The organism is Flavobacterium sp. KH_001 (assembly GCF_057840745.1).
The window spans coordinates 2,273,661-2,294,298 of record NZ_CM174520.1; the positions used below are offsets into that span (position 1 = coordinate 2,273,661).

General features: G+C 33.6%; 16 protein-coding genes and 1 tRNA gene. 7 read left to right on the plus strand and 10 right to left on the minus strand.

Annotated features, from left to right (window positions below; translation table 11 throughout):
* Nucleotides 1-181 precede the first annotated feature (181 nt).
* The 3 genes from AC3ITQ_RS09825 to AC3ITQ_RS09835 all read left to right on the plus strand — a co-directional run bounded on the left by AC3ITQ_RS09825 (nucleotide 182) and on the right by AC3ITQ_RS09835 (nucleotide 2,807).
* Nucleotides 182-976 (plus strand): RHS repeat-associated core domain-containing protein, encoded by a 795-nt coding sequence (locus AC3ITQ_RS09825; protein ID WP_489238453.1) that lies wholly within the window; start codon nucleotides 182-184, stop codon nucleotides 974-976.
* 17 nt (nucleotides 977-993) lie between these two features.
* Complete coding sequence (locus tag AC3ITQ_RS09830; protein WP_489238455.1) at nucleotides 994-1,905, plus strand: TolB family protein; 912 nt, start codon at nucleotides 994-996, stop codon at nucleotides 1,903-1,905.
* 203 nt (nucleotides 1,906-2,108) lie between these two features.
* Nucleotides 2,109-2,807 carry an IS1 family transposase gene (locus AC3ITQ_RS09835; RefSeq protein ID WP_489238457.1) on the plus strand — a complete coding sequence of 233 codons (699 nt, stop codon included), beginning with the start codon at nucleotides 2,109-2,111 and terminating at the stop codon, nucleotides 2,805-2,807.
* A 160-nt stretch (nucleotides 2,808-2,967) separates the two neighbouring features.
* Here the strand turns inward: AC3ITQ_RS09835 and AC3ITQ_RS09840 are convergent.
* Nucleotides 2,968-3,040, minus strand: a tRNA-Met gene (locus tag AC3ITQ_RS09840).
* 116 nt (nucleotides 3,041-3,156) lie between these two features.
* On the opposite strand from AC3ITQ_RS09840, the gene era reads away from it, so the two are divergent.
* Nucleotides 3,157-4,038 (plus strand): GTPase Era, encoded by an 882-nt coding sequence (era, locus tag AC3ITQ_RS09845; RefSeq protein ID WP_026985744.1) that lies wholly within the window; start codon nucleotides 3,157-3,159, stop codon nucleotides 4,036-4,038.
* 396 nt (nucleotides 4,039-4,434) lie between these two features.
* Nucleotides 4,435-5,745, plus strand: a complete 1,311-nt coding sequence (der, locus tag AC3ITQ_RS09850; protein ID WP_026985745.1) for a ribosome biogenesis GTPase Der — start codon at nucleotides 4,435-4,437, stop codon at nucleotides 5,743-5,745.
* Nucleotides 5,746-5,932: 187 nt separating this feature from the next.
* Here the strand turns inward: der and AC3ITQ_RS09855 are convergent, their stop codons facing one another.
* A complete protein-coding gene (locus AC3ITQ_RS09855; protein WP_489238459.1) occupies nucleotides 5,933-6,748 on the minus strand; it encodes a hypothetical protein in 816 nt (271 codons plus the stop codon).
* Nucleotides 6,749-7,102: 354 nt separating this feature from the next.
* Between AC3ITQ_RS09855 and AC3ITQ_RS09860 the strand changes: the two genes are divergently transcribed.
* Nucleotides 7,103-9,862, plus strand: a complete 2,760-nt coding sequence (locus AC3ITQ_RS09860) for an outer membrane beta-barrel protein (RefSeq protein WP_489238461.1) — start codon at nucleotides 7,103-7,105, stop codon at nucleotides 9,860-9,862.
* A gap of 136 nt (nucleotides 9,863-9,998) precedes the next feature.
* Here AC3ITQ_RS09860 and AC3ITQ_RS09865 read toward each other — a convergent pair whose 3' ends face one another.
* The 8 genes from AC3ITQ_RS09865 to AC3ITQ_RS09900 form a co-directional block, all read right to left on the minus strand.
* Complete coding sequence (locus AC3ITQ_RS09865) at nucleotides 9,999-10,751, minus strand: DUF2490 domain-containing protein (protein WP_489238463.1); 753 nt, start codon at nucleotides 10,749-10,751, stop codon at nucleotides 9,999-10,001.
* 146 nt (nucleotides 10,752-10,897) lie between these two features.
* Entirely contained in the window at nucleotides 10,898-13,462 is a 2,565-nt protein-coding gene (locus AC3ITQ_RS09870; protein ID WP_489238465.1) for a TonB-dependent receptor, read from the minus strand.
* A gap of 251 nt (nucleotides 13,463-13,713) precedes the next feature.
* Entirely contained in the window at nucleotides 13,714-14,127 is a 414-nt protein-coding gene (locus AC3ITQ_RS09875; RefSeq protein ID WP_072975146.1) for an RrF2 family transcriptional regulator, read from the minus strand.
* A gap of 120 nt (nucleotides 14,128-14,247) precedes the next feature.
* Entirely contained in the window at nucleotides 14,248-15,087 is an 840-nt protein-coding gene (locus tag AC3ITQ_RS09880) for a TPM domain-containing protein (protein WP_489238467.1), read from the minus strand.
* A 3-nt stretch (nucleotides 15,088-15,090) separates the two neighbouring features.
* Nucleotides 15,091-15,528, minus strand: coding sequence for a TPM domain-containing protein (locus tag AC3ITQ_RS09885; protein WP_072975145.1), 438 nt, complete (start codon nucleotides 15,526-15,528; stop codon nucleotides 15,091-15,093).
* An 84-nt stretch (nucleotides 15,529-15,612) separates the two neighbouring features.
* Entirely contained in the window at nucleotides 15,613-16,200 is a 588-nt protein-coding gene (locus AC3ITQ_RS09890) for a LemA family protein (RefSeq protein WP_489238469.1), read from the minus strand.
* Nucleotides 16,201-16,238: 38 nt separating this feature from the next.
* A complete protein-coding gene (locus tag AC3ITQ_RS09895) occupies nucleotides 16,239-16,571 on the minus strand; it encodes a MerR family transcriptional regulator (protein ID WP_026985753.1) in 333 nt (110 codons plus the stop codon).
* 47 nt (nucleotides 16,572-16,618) lie between these two features.
* Complete coding sequence (locus AC3ITQ_RS09900) at nucleotides 16,619-17,596, minus strand: peptidoglycan DD-metalloendopeptidase family protein (protein ID WP_489238472.1); 978 nt, start codon at nucleotides 17,594-17,596, stop codon at nucleotides 16,619-16,621.
* 272 nt (nucleotides 17,597-17,868) lie between these two features.
* Between AC3ITQ_RS09900 and alaS the strand changes: the two genes are divergently transcribed.
* On the plus strand, nucleotides 17,869-20,505 hold the full coding sequence (gene alaS / locus AC3ITQ_RS09905) for an alanine--tRNA ligase (RefSeq protein ID WP_489238474.1): 2,637 nt from the start codon (nucleotides 17,869-17,871) through the stop codon (nucleotides 20,503-20,505).
* Nucleotides 20,506-20,638 lie beyond the last annotated feature (133 nt).

The window sequence follows — 20,638 nt, forward strand, 5'->3', positions numbered from 1 at the left end:
TTTTTTTTATGCCATATAGTTAGGAATTTCGTAAGATTACTTCTATTTTCGTCACGGAAAGTAAGTTCTTTGAATTACATAACGATTGGCAAAGCCCACTAATTACCATTAAGGAAATTTTGTAAATCCTTATAAGTATAAGTACAACGGCAAGGAACTGCAAGACGAGCTGGGGCTTAACATGTATGACTACGGCGCAAGGAATTATGATCCTGCACTTGGTCGCTGGATGAACATTGACCCGTTGGCTGAAGTATCAAGACGTTTTTCACCATACACATATGCTCTAGATAATCCTGTGTTTTTTATTGACCCGGATGGGATGGAAGCGAAGAGCAATACGCTTTTTAAAAGTAAATTTTTGAATGAAAGCGGAGGACATTGGAGTGATAAAAGTAGAACGCAAAGTGACGATAGTACTAGCTCAGATAATGCTAACAATCTTCCAAATTTATTGGCGGATAACATCGAGCCTAGTAATATTGTAGAAGGTGATGAGAAATATACAAGAGAACCAGGAAAGGGCGGGTCAGGAAAAGATGGGAAAAGAAAAGGAAGAAAGAAAGAGAGAAAAAATCAACCAATTGATAAATGGGCTTTTCTTGGTAAAGGTTCTGTTCCATATAATGGGAAAGCATATGGAGGAACAAACTTTATAGGGCCTGGTCCAGATGTAGATCCTTATACTTTACCTCTTAATCCGGTAGACGAAGTTGATGCTGCCGCTCAAGTACATGATTATGCATATTTCGAAGCAAAAACAGGGGGAGCAGTTGGAGCATTTTTTGACAAGAGAGTAGCGGAGGCGGATATTGTTTTGACTTTTAGTGCTTTACGAACCATTAGAGGTTATCATACAGGGGAATTAGATGATGTTACTGGAAAACCTATTTCCATAAGAACTTATAATTTAGCTGTAGGAGTGGTTTATCTTTTCTCGGGAATATCATTAAAAAAAATAATTGATACATTTTAATAACTAAAATTTAAACTATGAAGATAAAAACAATTTTATTATTTATTTTACTTATTAATCTTTATGGATGTGTGAATCAACCAGGCAAAGAAGATTCACTAGGAACGTTTGACATCTCAAAAGATGATAAAAAAATTTTATTTTCTTATAAAAAAGTGAACAAATCCTCAATATATTCGATGAATATTGATGGTACAAATATTAGGTCGATAATTGAGGCGAAAAATGGAAAAAATTTTGTGAATCCAAGATATTCTAATGATAAAAAAAAAATATTATTTATAGAAAGCAGTATGCAAGGGCAAAAAAATAGTTCGTTATGTATAGCCAGTCCAGATGGAAATAATATAATTAAAGTAGTAAATGAATTAGGTGTTATTACAGAAGCGTTTTTTAGAAGTAATGTTGATGAAATTATATTTTGCAAAGCAAATGAATACAAAAAATATTCTCCAATTGGAAGAAAAATGCCTCATGATTTTGATATTTATTCAATAAACTTAACTACTGGGCGCCTAGTAAGGCTTACCAATATTAGTGCATACTCAATCAATCATATTACAGAAATAGATGGAAAAATAACATTTAACTTAAAATCAAATGCTTATAATGGTATTTTTACTCTTTCTGAACATAATATTGTACCTTTTATATCAAACGGTAAGTTTAAAGATAAGATTGTAAGTTCTGCTTTTTTATTTCTACCTGAAAAAAAAGAAATTATATATGTAGATTCTTATGATTTATTTAAAATGAATACTAAAACAAAAAAAAGTACTTTTTTGATTAAATCAGATTTTGGTATAGTTTCATTAATGAGAAGGTTTAATAACTCAAAAAAAATATTATGTTCAATGCAAAATGATACAAATCTTTATATCTTGGATAATAATTTATTTTCAAAAAGTGTTATTTCAATAAATTTATAATTAAATTAAGGGTAGTGGGTAATGTATCAGATGTGTTGTTGGTTAATTATTGCATCTAACATTTACGGTAGTGTTTCAAAGTTAGTGATATAAGATTTTAGATTTCTAACCTTTTGAAATTGAACAAATTTTAGAAATAATAATTTTAAGATGAGCAGTGATGCTCATCTTTTTTGTTTTATGATTGCCTTAAATGTGCTAAAATGAATAAAAATTCGACATGGTGTTCCAAAGTTAGTGATGATGTAAATTGTCCAAAATGTAACGAGAAAAAGGTTATTAAAAATGGGAGAACTAAAAATTATAAACAGCAGTACTACTGTAAAATGTGCTGTCACCGTTTTATAGAAAGTTATACAAATCAAGCTTACAAATTAAATATCAATCAAAATATCATTCAATTAACCAAAGAAGGAGTAGGTATAAGAAGCACGGCAAGAATATTAAATATTTCTACTACAACATTATTGAAAAGGATTGTTTCTATTGCCAGAAGTATTTCCAAGCTAATTATCAGCAAAGGCAAAACTTATGAAGTCGATGAGCTGTGCACTTATATCAGACACAAGAAAAATTACATCTGGCTGGTTTATGCCTTGGAAAAGAATTCTAAAACAGTTGTGAATTTTAATGTTGGGAAACGAACCAATAAAACGCTGAGCCGTGTTCTGGAAACTTTAAAATTATCTGACGCTAAAAAGATATTTACAGACAGATTAAAAAACTACAGGTATTTGATTGACGAGAAGCTGCATTCGGTAAAGCGGTTCGGGACAAATCATATTGAAAGGAAGAATCTGACACTCAGAACTCATCTAAAAAGACTGAACCGACGGACAATCTGCTTCAGTAGAAGTTTAGTAGTTTTTATGGCAGTTTTAAAGATTTATTTTTGGATTTGAGTTTAGTAAGTTAATTTTTTTAGAGAATTAACTTAACGGGACTTGAACCAATTTTCCTTGAAAACACTGGGAGTTTTTATTTTTAAAAAATAAAACAAGATTTTTCGAATCACAAAAAAGCCTGAGAAATTTATATTTCTCAGGCTTTTACTTGTTCTAGTAGCGGGAACAGGACTCGAACCTGTGACCTTCGGGTTATGAGCCCGACGAGCTGCCTACTGCTCTATCCCGCGATGTTTCGGGTGCAAAGATACGCCGTTTTTTGAGAAATCCAACGAAAACTTTAAAAAATGTTTTATTTTCTGTATTGAGTTGATATGACTACCTTTGCAAAATAAATATTTCACAAATGTCACATAAAGCAGGTTTTGTAAACATCATCGGGAATCCAAACGTTGGAAAATCAACATTGATGAACGCCTTTGTTGGAGAAAGATTATCGATCATTACATCAAAAGCACAAACAACTCGTCATCGTATTCTTGGAATCGTGAATGGCGAAGATTTTCAACTTATATTATCAGATACCCCAGGAATCATCAAACCGGCTTATGAAATGCAGGAGTCGATGATGAACTTCGTAAAATCGGCTTTTGAAGATGCTGATATATTGGTTTACATGGTCGAAATAGGAGAGCAGGACTTAAAAGACGAAGCTTTCTTTAATAAAATTATTCACGCTAAAATTCCGGTTTTATTATTGTTGAATAAAATTGATAACTCCAATCAGGAACAATTAGAGGAACAAGTAGCGTTTTGGACAGCGAAAGTGCCAAATGCTGAAATTTTCCCAATCTCGGCTTTACAGAATTTTAATGTACCGGAAGTTTTCAGCAGAATTATTTCTTTATTACCAGAATCTCCGGCCTATTATCCAAAAGATCAATTAACAGACAAACCAGAACGTTTTTTCGTAAACGAAACAATCCGTGAAAAAATCTTGTTGAATTACAGCAAAGAGATTCCGTATGCAGTTGAAATCGTTACGGAAGAATTTTTTGAAGATGAAAAAATCATCAGAATCCGTTCCATTATTATGGTAGAGCGCGAAACTCAAAAGGGAATCATCATAGGTCATAAAGGTGCAGCGCTAAAAAAAGTAGGAACTGACGCTCGTGCTGATTTAGAGAAATTCTTCGGAAAACAAATTCACATTGAACTGGTTGTTAAAGTGAATAAAAACTGGAGAAGCAACGCGAATATGCTGAAACGATTTGGGTATAATCAATAAGAGTTTCTTTTGTTTCAAGTTTCAAGTTTCAAGTTTCAGGTTTCAGGTTTGAAATGCGAAATTGGAACGAGTAAATATTACAGGTTTTGAAATTTGGAACTAAAATTTCTTGAAAAACCTGAATGCCCTAGCCCTGATAGAAGTGGAAATCCTTTTTTATTGTTTTTTTTACAATAAAAAAGATTGTAACGGATAGCAGGAAATAGCTCCTGAAAAAACTCCTCAAAATAACAGGAAAAATAATAAAAATCTTAGGTATGTAGAAACTTGGCAGATTAGCCACTTTTTTACCTACCTTTGCAAAAAATTAAAATAAAGCATTTTGGATTTATAAGTGATTGATTATGGGATACTAAAATCAAAAAAACTAAAGTCTAAAATCAAAAATTCAAAAAAATGAATAACATTGTTGCGATAGTAGGAAGACCTAATGTAGGGAAATCAACCCTTTTTAATAGGCTGATACAAAGAAGAGAAGCTATTGTAGATTCTGTATCTGGGGTTACCCGTGATAGAAACTATGGTAAAAGCGAGTGGAACGGAAAAGAGTTTTCTGTAATTGATACCGGCGGATATGTTCGCGGATCTGATGACGTATTTGAAGGAGAAATCCGTAAACAAGTGGAGCTTGCTATCGACGAGGCTGATGTTATTATTTTTGTGGTTGACGTAGAAGAAGGTATTACACCAATGGATGATGTTGTTGCGCGTTTATTGCGTAAAGTGACAAAGCCCGTTTTATTGGCTGTAAATAAGGTAGATAATGCAATGCGTGAGAAAGATGCGCTTGAATTTTATAACCTTGGTTTAGGAGAATATTTCACATTCGCGAGTATTTCCGGAAGCGGAACTGGAGATTTATTAGACGCTTTAATTGAGTCTTTCCCAGTAAAACCAGAACCAGTTCAGGAAGAAGTGGTTTTACCACGTTTTGCTGTTGTAGGTCGTCCAAATGCTGGAAAATCAAGTTTTATCAATGCTTTAATTGGTAAAGAACGTTTCATGGTAACAGATATTGCAGGTACTACACGTGATGCAATTGATACAAAATTTGACCGTTTTGGTTTTGAATTCAATTTAGTTGATACTGCGGGAATCCGTCGTAAAGCTAAAGTGAAGGAAGATTTAGAATTTTATTCTGTAATGCGTTCGGTTCGTGCAATTGAGCATGCAGATATTTGTATATTGGTTATCGATGCAACCCGTGGATTTGAAGGTCAGGATCAGAGTATTTTCTGGTTGGCTGAGAAAAACCGTAAAGGTGTCGTAATTTTAGTAAACAAATGGGATTTGGTGGAGAAAGATACCATGTCTACACGTGATTACGAAGAGAAAATCAAAAAAGAATTAATGCCTTTTACAGATGTGCCAATTTTGTTCGTTTCGGCTTTAACGAAACAACGTTTATTGAAAGCATTAGAAGCTACAGTTCAGGTTTTTGAAAACAGAAAACAAAGAATCGCTACTTCAAAATTCAACGAATATATGTTGAAAGTAATCGAAGCTTACCCGCCACCAGCTACAAAAGGTAAATATGTGAAAATTAAATATTGTATGCAGTTGCCAACATTAACACCTCAGTTTGTGTTTTTTGCTAACATGCCACAATACGTTAAGGAACCCTATAAAAGATATCTTGAAAATAAAATTAGAGAAAACTGGGACTTTGCAGGAGTGCCGATCGATATTTATATCAGGGAAAAATAATAATAAAGTATATAAATAAAGCACACTTAAACCCTTGTAATCAATTGCAAGGGTTTTTGTTTTTCTACTGTTTTTGTGCTATTTTTTTAAAAAATTAGTGCTTCTTTTGGAAAACCCGAGGTTTTCATTAGGTCTTGGATCAAAGAAATAACAAGGCCATATAACGTGTTTGAATAATAAGCTATAACTAAAAATCAGTAATAATATTACCATTTGAGTCATACTGGTACGTCCAATTTACTTCGTAGTCCGATTTCATCACATCATTATAGTAATATGTTTCCTTATATTTTCGGTAATTATTTTTTGAAATTGAGGCATAAAAATATTCTTGTAACAAATTAAACCTTTTCATATAATTAAAAGAATTATCATAATCTTCAAAAATACGAACGAATTTAATGCCATTATTTATGCCGTTTATCATCTCATTTTTTTCCGTTTTTGACAAATTGCCATTAGAATCATAGTACAATTTTTCTAAAGATGTCCTTACATAGGGATCGTTTGGATCGTAAGGCATATCAGGATAGGTGCTTTTTATTTCAGTAAGCTTATTGCCTGAGTAAATATAATATATTCGTTCATGCCAAAAGTAATCTTGGCCCGGATATGGCGGAATGTCTTTTTGTACAATTTGACCTGCGCTATTTAAAGTTACATAACTCGTATTTTTAGGGACTGTGTAGCCCTCTATTGTATCAAAATTTTCAATAGTCACTTTATTTTTAGAGTATACAAATGTTGTATACAACTGATCGGTATAAAAATTTGAATAACCTGTCATTGGATCTAATTGAAATAATCCTCCCGTTTTTTTTGTCAAACGTTTCTGATCATCATATTCAAAATGAATAAAAAGGTCCGTTTGATTTTTAGTAGCAAAACCATCTCTAATTTTGGTTAATAAAGGCGAATTATTTTGATTTTCATCATCAACATTATCATTTGAACACGAAAAAAGTAAAATTGCCAGAGTGAAAAAGACGGTTATTTGCTTCATGAATTTTTAATATATTATATATAAGATTTTTAGAAAAAAAATATTTATTCGCATCAAATATAACAAATTAAACATTTTAATAATAAGATTTTTCGTGTTTTTAAATGCACTTTTCATCTACAATAGTGAAAACCTATTTTTACATTTTTTTTGGAGCTAGTATGCATGTAATATCGTTACTTACTTCTATTATGAATACTAAAATCCCCGCTACAACAGGGATTATTTTATATATTGTCGTAATTGTGAACAGGTTGTGTTTCATTTTATTGGCATATTTTTGACTAAACTTGAAAACTACAACTTAAACCTTTTGTATTTTTTGTAGTCTTATTATTCTAACTAACCAATTTTATGATCAGGATTTGTTCATTATTACTGTTTTTTCTTTTTTGTTTCACAGCAAATGCCCAGAATGATATTATCATAAAAGGGACAGTGGTTGACATTAATACACAACTTCCTCTCGAACTTGCAACTGTTTATTTTACTACTGTAAAAGATTCTACCATAATAGAATATGCTACTACAGACAAAAATGGTGTTTTTAGGATAAACACCAAAAAGTATGACAAACCTGTTTTACTAAAAATAAATTATATGGGCTACCAGCCTTTTATTGAAGAGCAGAAAGGACTTTTAGAAAGCAAGGACTTAGGAAAATTATATGTGTTGGAGAATGTAAACGCACTAGATAATGTGGTAATTAAAAGTGCTGCTCCACCCATTACAATGAAAAAAGATACGTTGGAGTTTAATGCAGCTTCATACAAAGTACGTCCGGATTCTAATGTCGAGACTTTATTAAAACAATTGCCAGGAGTAGATATAGATAATGACGGAAAAGTGACCGTAAATGGACGGGAAGTAACGCAGTTTTTAGTCAACGGAAAAACATTTTTTGATAAAGATGGTGCTTTGCTTTTGAAAAATCTACCAGCAGACATTATAAAAAAGATTCAGGTTTCAGACTTTAAATCTAAAAAGGAAGAATTGGCTAAACAGGAATCTACTTCAGACTACTCGACGATTAATCTGACTATTGATGAGAAGAAAAACAAAGGGTACTTCGGGAAAATATTAGGAGGCTACGGCTCTGATGATCGATACGAAAGTAGTTTGCTAATGAATTTCTTCAATAACAAACGAAAGATAAGTGTTTTAGGGTCCTCCAATAATATCAATTCGACGGGTTTTGCCCAGGATGAAGTATTTGATAATATGGGAGGCGGAAGGAATAATAGCGGTAAAAACAGCGGTTCTACGGGCAGCGGAAAAGGAATTACACAATCTAATTTGTTTGGTGTTAATTATACCGATGATTGGAGCGAAAAATTGGCTGCGATGGGAAGCTACAATTTTTCTAACACCATTAATAAAAATGAAAGTAAGGCCAATCAGCTTAGTTTTTTGCCAACAGGGAATATTATTACCGAATCTGATGCTAAAACAAGAAATGAAAATACAGGTAACAAAGCCAATTTTGAATTAGAATATAAAATAGATCCGACTACAAGGCTTGTTGTAGCTCCAAAATTAAACCAATCGAGATCTAATAATGATTCTTCTTCATCTACTTCTTCCGTAGATGAAAATGGTAATGCTTTGAATGAAAGTACAGCTAAATCGTATAATGAAAGCACCAATACAAGTTTTGCAAATACAATCAATTTTAATAAAGTATTTAAGAAAAAAAATCGCAATCTAAGTTTTGTTTTTGATAACAATAATTCAAAAACGGATTCTGATGGTTGGAACGAATCTGAAACTCTTTTTTATCAGGATAATAAACCGGATGATTTGAGAAATCAGAATACCAAAAACAATAATTCAAGTGATTCTTATTCGGCAGATATTGAATATACAGAGCCTATTACAGACTCATTGCGCATAAGATTTGGATCTGATTTTGATTGGAAGAAGGAAGTTAAAGATCAAAGAACTTTTGATTTTGATGCCGCTACACAATCGTATTCTGATTTGAATGAGTCATTGACTACTTATACAACTTCCAGACAAAATTCAGTTAGTCCGAAGGTTGGGGTTACTTTGCAAAAGAACAAATTCACAGTAAATCTGGATTCTAAAACCTCTTTGGTTCAATTTGATAACTACTCTTTATATTTAGGTAAAGAGACGGAATTAAATAAAAAATATGCTTTGCCTTTTGCAACAGCCCAGTTTCGATATAAATTCAGCCGATCAAAAAACCTGACTTTAAAATACGATTTTTCGAGTACACTTCCTGCTGCCAATTATTTAATGCCGGTTGCGAATTTAAGTAATCCTTTGAACTCCATTATAGGAAATCCAAATCTGGATCCAATCGAGAAAAATACAGTGAATTTTAATTTCAGAAATTTTGATTTTAGAACGCGTTCGGGTTATAGTTTTATGGCAAAAGGGGATTATTACAGCAACGACATTTATGCTACATCTGTGTATGATGAAAGCGGTAAACGAACGACATCTTACATTAATATATCTGGTACGTATACAGTTTCGGTGGGTGGAAACTGGAGTCAGTCTATAAAGAGAGATGCCCACGTTTTAAGATATGGCCTGGGACTTAATAGCAGTTACTCATTTGATAAAGGATTTACGAATGCTGTAATGTACACGGCAAAATCTACCGCTATAACTCCAAGAGTTTACATGACCTATGAATATGGAGAAGTGCTTACCATTTCACCATCTTACAGTCTGTCTTATAATGAAACAAAATATGAGAATTACAACAGAGACGCGAGTTCAAATGTGTTGCATAGAATCAATTTGCAAACAACATCCTATTGGCCAGCGAATTTAATTTTTGGAAATGATTTTGGATACACCTACAATTCTAATATTTCAGGTGATTTCAAAAAAGATTTCTTTTTATGGAATACTAGTTTGTCATACGGCTTTTTTGATAAAAAAGTTTATGCAAAAGTAAAAGTTTATGATGTTTTGAATCAAAATCAAAGTGCTACCAGAACGATTTCTGCAACCTCTATTCGGGATGAAGAAAATACAGTTCTAAAAAGATATGTAATGTTTTCTGTAGCTTATAAAATTGGGAATTTTGCAGCCGAAAAGGGTTCTAAAAGAAAACAAAGAGAAAGAGAAGAATAATTAATTGGGCGTTCCCTTCGGTCGGGCTTTCGGCTATATCTTTTATTCCGTTTCACTTCATAAAAGGATACCGCCTCAATCCCTAACGCAAAAGCACCTTCAAAGGTTTTAGTGAAATATTTGAAGAGTTAGAATTTTAAATTTTATTATTTTTAGGCTTCCTATTTATTCGATGGTAAACAGTAAAACGAATAATATCACGATCATAAAAATCAACACCGCTTGCACGTCGCTGAAAACTTTTCAGATAACCTAATTCCAAACCAATATTAGGGTTGAAATGATAACGTAAGGCAGCATAAATTCGGTTTTGATCGAAAGTATTTCGCTTATTGTCTTTTCCGAAATTAAGCAGGATTTCATCAGAAATAGTGCCTTTTAAACTTCGTTTTTCTTTTTTCCAAAGATCAAAAGTCGATTGTAATCGGTATCTGAACCGGAAAGAAAAAGAAAAATCATCGAGCAGTTCTGTTTTAGTAGCTTTCTGAATAAAACGTTCTTCAAGCTGAAAACGGTTATGAAACGTAATTTTTGCAATATCATTGATCAGGGTAATGTCTTGTTGCGCACGATATTCCGGAACTGAAAAGTCTGGATCAAAATGCGGATCTTGTGTATTAACATTAAAAAAGGCAAATCCTCCGCCTAAATCGACTAATTTAGTTGCTCTGTATCTTCCCTGAACTCTGATTACAAATAAATTTTCATGAATAGGATTTAAAAAACTTCGGTTGTCAAATTCAGAATGTAAAGCCCATTTCTCAGTTAAAGGTAAAATGTTGTAATACCGAATCCAGGTCAGCGTTTGCTGATCGATATTGCGTTTGGTTTGCGCAATTCCGACTTGACTTAAAAGACCAACAAAAAGAAATATTCTGAGAATTTTCATTTATATAAATTCAGGCTGCGAATATATACAAATCAAAATGTATTTCAGGAAGATTAAAATGGGGTTAAAATGCTTTTTTGTGATTATACAAAACGAGGCAAGTTTTTAAGCTTGCCTCGTTTTGTATTTAGAGTTTAATTAATTTCTTATAATGAATATTTCAATGTAACTCCATAAGTTCTTTGATCTCCAATTACTCCGGCATATTGTCCTGTGTTTCCTCCGGCAGGCAATAATTGTTCGTAATAATCTTTGTTTAATAAATTACGTCCCCAGAAGTGGATAGATAATCCCTGAGAAGCACGGAAACCTAAACGAGCATTAAAAATAGCATAACCTGGAACTACTAAATATTTTGAAGCAGAGGGGCTAGATGAGAATTCAGAACGTGCGTAAGAATCAAGAGCTAAGAAAACTTTACCGGCATTTCCGAAGAACTTAGCCTGATCAGAAAGTTCACCACCTAAAGATCCTGCCCATCTTGATACACCAGGTAAATCTGTTCCTGAAACATCTTTATAGGCTACCTGAACTCCTCCAACAGTAGTTCCTGTTTCTTCTAAAGGAAGTGGTGCATTTGTAAATTTCACATAAGTACCTTCAGTATAAGTTGCAGCACCATTAATTGTCAGGTGTTGATTCACTACAAAACTTGCGTCTAGTTCAGCACCTCTTACACGTACTTTATCTGCGTTAGCAAGATAACCACGGTTAACACCTAATTCAGCTGCCTGAACGTTTGTTTGGTAATCTTTAATTTCTGTATTAAATAAAGCCACGTTCAATATAGAATTTCTGAAAGGAGAAGTTTTTACTCCTACTTCATAATGATTTACTTTTTCAGGTTTGATAACCGCAAGATCAGTTAAAGGTTGTCCTTTTGAATCTGTTGGAAGTCCGGCAACATTCACACCAACTGGTTTGTAACTTTTTGCATAAGTTGCATAAGCGTTAATTTTGTCAGATGCTTTGTAAGTTAAAGTTATGTTTCCTGAAAAATCTGTGTTGTCAGTGCTGGAATCAAATGCCTGATCTGAGTAAACTGATTTTTTCAAAGCTAATAACGCAGGATCGGTCGTTTGCAGACCTCCATATGTTGTACGGGCATAATGCGCATCTTTTTTATCGAAATTGTATCTTAAACCAGGTAAAACGTGAAAACGCTCTGTAATAGCCCAGTCTAACTGACCAAATACTGCTGCACTCGATGCTCTGATGTTGGCATCTGTTTTGATTCCGTATCCTTCAAAAAGCCCCGGAGTTTTCCATAATGGACTAGTTGAACTTTGTGCAAATCTCCATTGTGCATTTCCAGATTCTTCAGTACCATCTGTCTGAGAAGTTTGATCGATGAAGAATACACCTGCAACTCCACTGATTTTTGATGTCAACTGACCAGCATAACGAACTTCTTGCGTGATCTGAGTTTGTCTTGTTGGGTTTTGTGATTTTGCTAATACTTGTAATCCTGTAAAATCTCTATCATTTGATGGATCCCAGTTCCAAAAACGCCAAGCTGTTGTAGAAGTTAATGTTCCACCACCAATTTTGGTGTCAATATTAAGCGAAATACCTCCCATATCCTGATTTGAACGCCATGGTGTATCGTGATCGATTTTACGATCAAAAGCATTTAAACTTGGCAATTGATAATTTAAATCTTTAATAATCGCATCAAACTGGCGGTAAGCGGCTCTTTGAGTAGGGGCAACACCTGCAACAACTTGTGCATATCCGTCAGGACGCTGTGTTGTTATATCGGCTGCTAGTATAATATTAGTATTTACTGTTGGAGTCCAAAGTAATTGACCTCTAATTCCCTGATTGTTTAATGTATTAGTTGGTCGTCCTGTAACTACATTGTCAATTAGACCATCACGTTGTGTACCAGAAAAAGAGATACGTCCTGCCACTTTTTTACCTAAAGCTCCTGTTACAGATGCCTTAGCCTGCAAAAAGTTGTAATTTCCATAGCTTACTTCAAAGTCGGCACCAGTAGTGAAACTTGGTTTACGGGTTGTGATGTTAAAAGCTCCAGAAGTTGTGTTTTTACCAAATAAAGATCCTTGTGGTCCACGTAATACTTCGATTTGTTCTACATCAATAAAGTCTAAAGTTGTAGCAGCCGGACGAGCGTAATACACACCATCAACATAGAAACCAACTCCCGGATCGATTCCGTCATTTGTTAGTCCGAATGGAGAACCAAGGCTACGAATATTAATTCCTGTATTTCTTGGATTTGATGAGTATAATTGAACAGATGGAACTAATTCTTTAATACGATTTACGTTAAAGGCACCAGTTTGTTCTGCCTGCTTTCCTGTGATTACAGAGATCGCAATCGGCACATCCTGAACTTTTTCGATCCTACGTCTTGAAGAAACCACAACTTCTACAAGTTCATTTTCCTCTTTTAAAGTTACTAGTAATGGAGTTGCTGGTATCGCATCCAATTCTATTTCTGTAGTTTTATAACCGACGTATTGAACTAATATTGTTACCGGAAGTTTTCCTTTGGTATCGATTGAAAACTTTCCGCTTGGATCAGTACTGGTACTGAAAGTTGTTCCTTTAATAACAACGTTAACTGCTTCTAATGGGATATTTTCTGATGTTGTTACTACACCTTCAATATTTTGTGCGTATGATGTGGTAAAGGCTAGTAGTAAAAAGATACTTGTAAGTGATATTTTATATAGATTTTTCATTTTTATATTAAGTATATGTAATTAGTAGAATTTAAATTAAAAAAAAACTTTTTTACCAACACATACACATCATAAATGAATTGTTTTTCACACTTGTGAATAAACTATAATTACTTTGCAAAAGATTTTTTGTTACACCTGATTTACTGGAATGTACTTTCATGGGTTAAAAATTTGTAAATGATTTGTTAATTATTTTTGGCAAATATATACAAATTCTATTAAATCGATAGGGTTAAGAGAATATTTTTTTATTTCTTTACCAATGAGGCGATTGTAATGCCTTCCATTGCCTTCAAAGTTTTGTCTCTAATAAGGAGTAAACCGTGACGCAGACTGCATTCCGACTCGGTTTTACAATCGGAGCAAGGCTCATAAAAATTTAAAGAAGCACAAGGTAAAAGCGCAATTGCACCGTCAAATAAACGGTGAATTTCGGCTAAAGTGATATCATTTTTAGATTTTATCAGATAATAACCGCCAAATTTTCCTTGCTTACTACTCACAAAACGTCCTCGTTTTAGATCCAATAAAATTTGTTCTAAAAACTTTTTAGGAATGTTAGCGCCATCAGCAATTTCGATCGTTCTCGAAATGTGATTTTCGTCTTGTTCTGCTAAATAAAGTAAGGCCTTAAGGGCGTATTTTGCTTTATGTGATAACATCTATCTTTAATTATGAATTATAAATTGTGAATTATGAATTTAACCTGAAACCTGAAACAAATTAAACCTGAAACAAATTAAACCTGAAACCTGAAACTTGAAACAAAAAGAATAAAAACGCTACCAGCCTCCGCTAGAGCCTCCACCTGAGAATCCGCCTCCGCCAAATCCTCCACCGAAGCCACCGCCTCCGCCGCCAAAACCACCACCTGATGATCCTCCGCCGAAACCGCCAAATCCTCCGCCGCTTCTTCCAAGATTACTTAGAATAATAACGTCAAGAAGGCTAGGGCCGCCACCGCCGTTGTTGCCGGAATTTCCTCCACCACCTCTTTTGTTTCGAGACAGTAAAATTAATACAATTACAACAATAACAATGAAAGGTAATATTGGAAAACTTTTTCCTTTGGATTGTTGTTTCCTTTCGCCTTTAAATTTTCCTTTAAAAACATCAATTATAGCATCAGTTCCTTTGTCCAATCCGTTGTAAAAACTTCCTGCTTTGAACTCCGGAATAATAATATTTCTAATTATGGTTCCGCCAATTCCAGCCGTTAAACGATCCTCAACTCCGTATCCCGGATTAATGGCAATTTTTTTCTCGTTTTTTGCCAATAAAATTACAACACCGTTATCGTCTTTTGCCGTTCCTCCAATTCCCCATGTTTGTCCCCATTTTGTAGCCAGTTGGCTTACGTCTTCGCCTTTTAAACTTTCGATGGTAATAATTACAATCTGAGTTGTAGTGGAATCTGAATAACGAACTAGTTTTTCTTCTAATTGTGCTTTTTCAGTCGAACTTAAAATATTGGCATAATCATAAACCGAAGTCTGAAAACTGGGTTTCTCCGGAATTGTAAACTGCGCAAAAATACAATTGGTGGTAAAAAGGGCTAATAATAGAAAGGATAATGTAAAAATTCCTTTTGACTTAGATATTTTGTTTTTGGAAATTTTCATTATTTATCCTTTTGAGATTTCGTTAGATAATTCGTTAGTGTCTTCTTCAGACCACGGAAAGTATTTTTTCAATTGTTCACCGGCGTTTAAAATCCCGTCAACAATTCCTTGCTTAAAGTTTCCTGCTTTAAATTGTGCTGTCATAGCGTCTTTGGTACAATCCCAAAAATCATCAGCAACAGCATCATTTATGCCTTTATCGCCACAAATAGCAAAGGCTTTATCTTCAACAGCAAAATAAAATAAAACACCATTTTGCAATTGGGTTTCATCCATTTTTAATTCATGAAAAAGTTCTAAAGCTCTATCGTAAGGAGCTTTAGAACTTGTTTTTTCTATATGTACTCTAATTTCGCCAGAAGTGTTTTTTTCGGCCACGCGAATGGCTTCAACAATTATTTGTTCCTCTTCTTTGGATAAAAAATCTTCTACTTTTGACATTGGAGTTATTTTAGATATTAGATTTCAGATTTTAGATTCCAGACTAAACTGAAATCTAAAATCATCAACCAAAAATATTAATTTTTAGAATTTTACTTCAACTGGTTTATCAGCTCCCGTAGAAGCTTCAAAATATGGTTTTTCTTTAAGACCATACATTCCTGCTAATATATTTCTTGGGAAAGTATTAATGTTATTGTTGTAAGGTTTAACAGCCTCATTAAAACGGGTTCTGGCCGTTAAAATTTGATTTTCTGTACTCGCTAGTTCATCTTGTAATTTCAAGAAGTTTTCATTTGCTTTCAGATTTGGATATTGCTCAACACTTACCAATAATTTTGATAAAGAAGAAGAAACTCCTGATTGTGCTGAGTTAAAGGCAGCTAATTGTTCCGGAGTAACGTTTGTTGGGTCAATTGTAATTCCAGTCGCTTTAGCACGAGCTTCAATTACAGCTGTTAAAGTGCTTTTTTCATGTTCAGCATATCCTTTTACAGTACTAACTATATTTGGGATAAGATCGTTTCTCCTTTGATATGCAGTGTTAACATTTCCCCAGCTTTCTTTCACTTCCTGATCAAGTGTTACTGCTTTATTATAAATTCCAGAAGCCCACATGTATATTCCAATGATAACAACAGCTCCAATAATCCAAGGCAAAAATCTTTTCATGTGTATTTAATTTAAGTTTGTTAGTTTTTGATTTATTATTATAATTCGTTCTTTATTTCGTTTAATTGTGTTTTTATGGTCTCTAATTTACGTATTATTTCGAATTTATCTAATGTTTTCTTTTGTCCTTCTTTTAAATGTGTTTTCGCACCTTCTAACGTAAAACCTCTTTCTTTAACCAAATGATAGATCAATTGCAGGTTGGTTATGTCTTCCGGCGTAAACATTCTGTTGCCTTTGGCATTCTTTTTAGGTTTTAAAATATCAAATTCACTATCCCAAAACCTTATCAATGATGCATTGACATTAAAAGCTTTGGCTACTTCGCCAATGCTGTAATATCTTTTATCTTTTGAAAGCTCAATATGCATGTTTCTTAATTTTCTATTTTATTCCAAAAATACTACTTTTTAAAGTATTAATCTAATGACTGGTTTTCCTGGTTCGCCATTTGTGAAATTGCGACATATTCTACAGCCGAAATATTGCCGTAATAAAAGTTTAGCGGATTCACGACCTTTCCGTCTTTATGTACCTCATAATGACAATGCGGGCCTTCCGATCTTCCGGTACTTCCAACATAACCAATAACAGCACCTCTTTTTACTTTTTGTCCCGGTCTGCAGTTGTATTTGCTTAAATGAGCATACAAACTTTCATAGCCAAAACCATGCCTGATTACAACGTGATTTCCAAATCCCGAAGCCGAATTGTCAGCTCTTGCCACAACGCCATCCCCTGTGGCATAAACGGGAGAACCGGTGTTGGCTGTGAAATCCATTCCGTTGTGCATTTTTCGCACTTTCGTGAAAGGATCAATTCGGTATCCAAAACCTGAAGCAATACGTTTTAAATTTTCATTCTGAACGGGTTGAATCGCCGGAATTGCCAATAATAAATTGCCTTTTACGCTGGCTAATTTCAAAATTTCATCCAATGATTTGGACTGAATAGCCAATTGTTTCGAAAGTTTATCAATTCGTTTTGTAGTTTTCAAAACCAATTGTGAGTTGTTATAACCTTCTAAATCTTTATATCGTTTTGGATCTCTAAATCCCACTTTTCTAATAGAATCCGGAATTTCTGTTTTATTGAAATAAACCCTGTAAATATTATTATCTCTGTCTTCTAAAGCTTCGGTTACATCGTCAATTTCATCCATTTTTTTATTCAAAATAGCATATTGCAATTTCAAATTCTCAATTTCACGTGCCTGCAAACGGTCTTTTGGTGTTTCAAAAAAAGGAGTGTTAATTAAAAGAACAAAAACCAGGAAGCCAAACAGTGCCGAGGCTAATAAAAATAGCAATCCATAGCCAATTTTCGCCCTTTTTCTGGTTTTTATTTTCGTATAAGCCAGATTTTCTGAGTCGTAATAATATTTTACTTTCGCCATATTTTAAAATACCCTATTTTTGCAGCTTGTAAAATAAGTTAGTCGAACAAATTTAGTAAATGTTTCAGTTGTTCGCCTCTTTTTTTCAAGTTAAAAAAGCAATTAGATAATTGAGTTAATTAGATAATTAGATAATGTATTAAATAGGTAATTTATTGTTTTGAACTATGAATTTTAGTTTGAAATTATCTAATTGTCACATTATCAAATTGCCACATTATCACATTAATCTAATTGTCACATTATCAAATTATCACATTTCTAATTATAACATGAAATCACAAGACGTACGTAAACAATTTTTAGATTTTTTTAAAAGCAACGGACACTTAATCGTTCCGTCGGCTCCTATTGTGCTTAAAGACGATCCAACCTTAATGTTCAATAACTCGGGAATGGCCCAGTTTAAAGAATATTTCTTAGGGAATTCAACTCCAAAAAGCAAACGAATAGCGGATACTCAAAAATGTCTTCGTGTGGCCGGTAAACAAAATGATCTTGAAGAAGTTGGAATTGATACGTATCACCATACCATGTTCGAAATGTTGGGTAACTGGTCGTTTGGTGATTATTTTAAAAGAGAAGCGATTAATTTCTCATGGCAATTATTGACAGAAGTTTATAAAATTCCAAAAGAAAATATTTACGTTTCTGTTTTTGAAGGAAATAAAGAAGAAAATGTTCCTTTTGATCAGGAAGCATGGGATATTTGGAAAGAATTAATTGATGAAGACCGAATCATTCTTGGAAATAAAAAGGATAATTTCTGGGAAATGGGAGATCAGGGACCATGCGGACCTTGTTCTGAAATTCACGTTGACTTACGTTCTGAAGAAGAAAAAGCGCAAGTTTCAGGAAAAACTCTTGTAAATAATGATCATCCGCAAGTAGTTGAAATCTGGAATAACGTATTCATGGAGTTTAACCGTAAAGCTGATGGATCTCTTGAAAAACTTCCTGCACAACACGTAGATACCGGAATGGGATTTGAGCGTTTGTGTATGGCTTTGCAAGGTAAAACATCTAATTATGATACGGATGTTTTTACACCGCTTATCGAGAAAGTAGAACAAATTACAGGTTTAAAATATACTTCTAATGAGATAAAAAACATTTCAGAAGAGCAAGATAAAACCAATATTGCGATTCGTGTTGTTGTAGATCACGTTCGTGCGGTTGCATTTGCAATTGCCGACGGACAATTACCATCAAATACTGGTGCTGGTTATGTAATTCGTAGAATTTTGCGTCGTGCAATTCGTTATGGATTTACATTTTTAGGTACAAAAGAACCTTTTATCAATAAATTGGTTGAAGTTCTGGCAAACCAAATGGGAGAATTTTTCCCTGAAATTAAATCGCAGCAACAATTGGTTACGAATGTAATTCGCGAAGAAGAAGCTTCTTTTTTAAGAACTCTTGATCAGGGATTACAATTATTAGATAATGTAATTGCACAAACCAAAGGTTCTGAAGTTTCCGGAGCTAAGGTTTTTGAATTGTATGATACGTTTGGTTTTCCAAAAGATTTAACGGCTTTGATTCTAAAAGAAAAAGGTTTCTCCTATAATGAAGAAGAATTTGAAGTTGAATTACAAAAACAAAAAACACGTTCACGCGCTGCATCAGAAGTTTCAACAGAAGACTGGACAGTTTTAATTCCAGGAAATGTAGAAACTTTCGTTGGTTATGATAAAGTAGAGAATGAGGTAAAAATTACCAGAATTCGTAAAGTTGATTCTAAGAAAGACGGAATTCTATACCAAATCGTTTTGGATAATACGCCGTTCTATCCTGAAGGTGGAGGACAAGTTGGTGATAAAGGAACATTAGTTTCTGCAAATGAAACGATCGAAATCATCGATACGAAGAAAGAAAACAATTTGATTTTGCATTTTGCAAAACAATTGCCTGAAAATATTGAAGCTGGCTTTGTAGCAAAAGTAAATAACGATTTAAGAGGTTCAACTTCTAAAAATCACTCTGCTACGCATTTAATGCATTTGGCTTTGAGAAACCTTCTTGGAACTCACGTAGAGCAAAAAGGATCATTGGTAAATCCAAATTATTTGCGTTTTGACTTTTCTCATTTCAGCAAAGTTTCTGATGAAGAAATTAAACAGGTTGAAGATTCTGTAAATGCGCAAATTGAAGCACAATTGCAATTGGTAGAACACAGAAATATTCCAATTAAAGAAGCATTAGATAAAGGTGCAATGGCTTTATTTGGAGAGAAATACGGAGATAATGTTCGTATGATTGAATTTGGTGACAGTAAAGAGCTTTGCGGTGGAATTCACGTAAAAAACACTGCAGAAATCTGGCATTTCAAAATTATTTCTGAAGGTGCTGTTGCGGCTGGAATTCGTCGTATTGAAGCAATCACCGGTGATGCAGTTAAAAACTTCTATTTAAACCAGGAGAATACATTAGCAGAAATAAAAGAAACACTTAAAAACCCACAGGATATTTTAAAATCTGTTGCTTCACTTCAGGATGATAATGCTAAACTTAAAAAACAAGTGGAGCAATTATTGAAAGAAAAAGTAGGCGCTTTAAAATCTGAATTGGAGAAAGATTTCCAAGAAATAAACGGCGTAAATTTCCTTGCTAAACAAGTAGATTTAAGTATGGCGTCGACTAAAGATTTGGCTTCTGCATTAGGAAGTTCAAAAGCAGATTCATTTGTGTTTTTAGCTTCTATAGAAGATGGATTGCCAAATATTCATTGTTATATTGCTAAAGAATTGGTTTCTTCAAAAAGCTTAAACGCAAATGCAGTAATCAAAGAATTAGGAAAATATATTGAAGGAAATGGAGGAGGACAACCTTTCTTCGCTTCTGGAAAAGGTAAAAATGCTGCTGGAATTGCGGAGGCTTTGGCTAAGGCTGTGGATTTTGTTAAATAAGGTTCTGAGAAGCTAAGGGACTAAGACTCTAAGGTTTCACACCTTTTATAATAAAAGAAAACCCCTTTCATTTAAGATGAAAGGGGTTTTGTATTTATATTTTTTTTATTTTATGTCAGAAATGACAAATAGT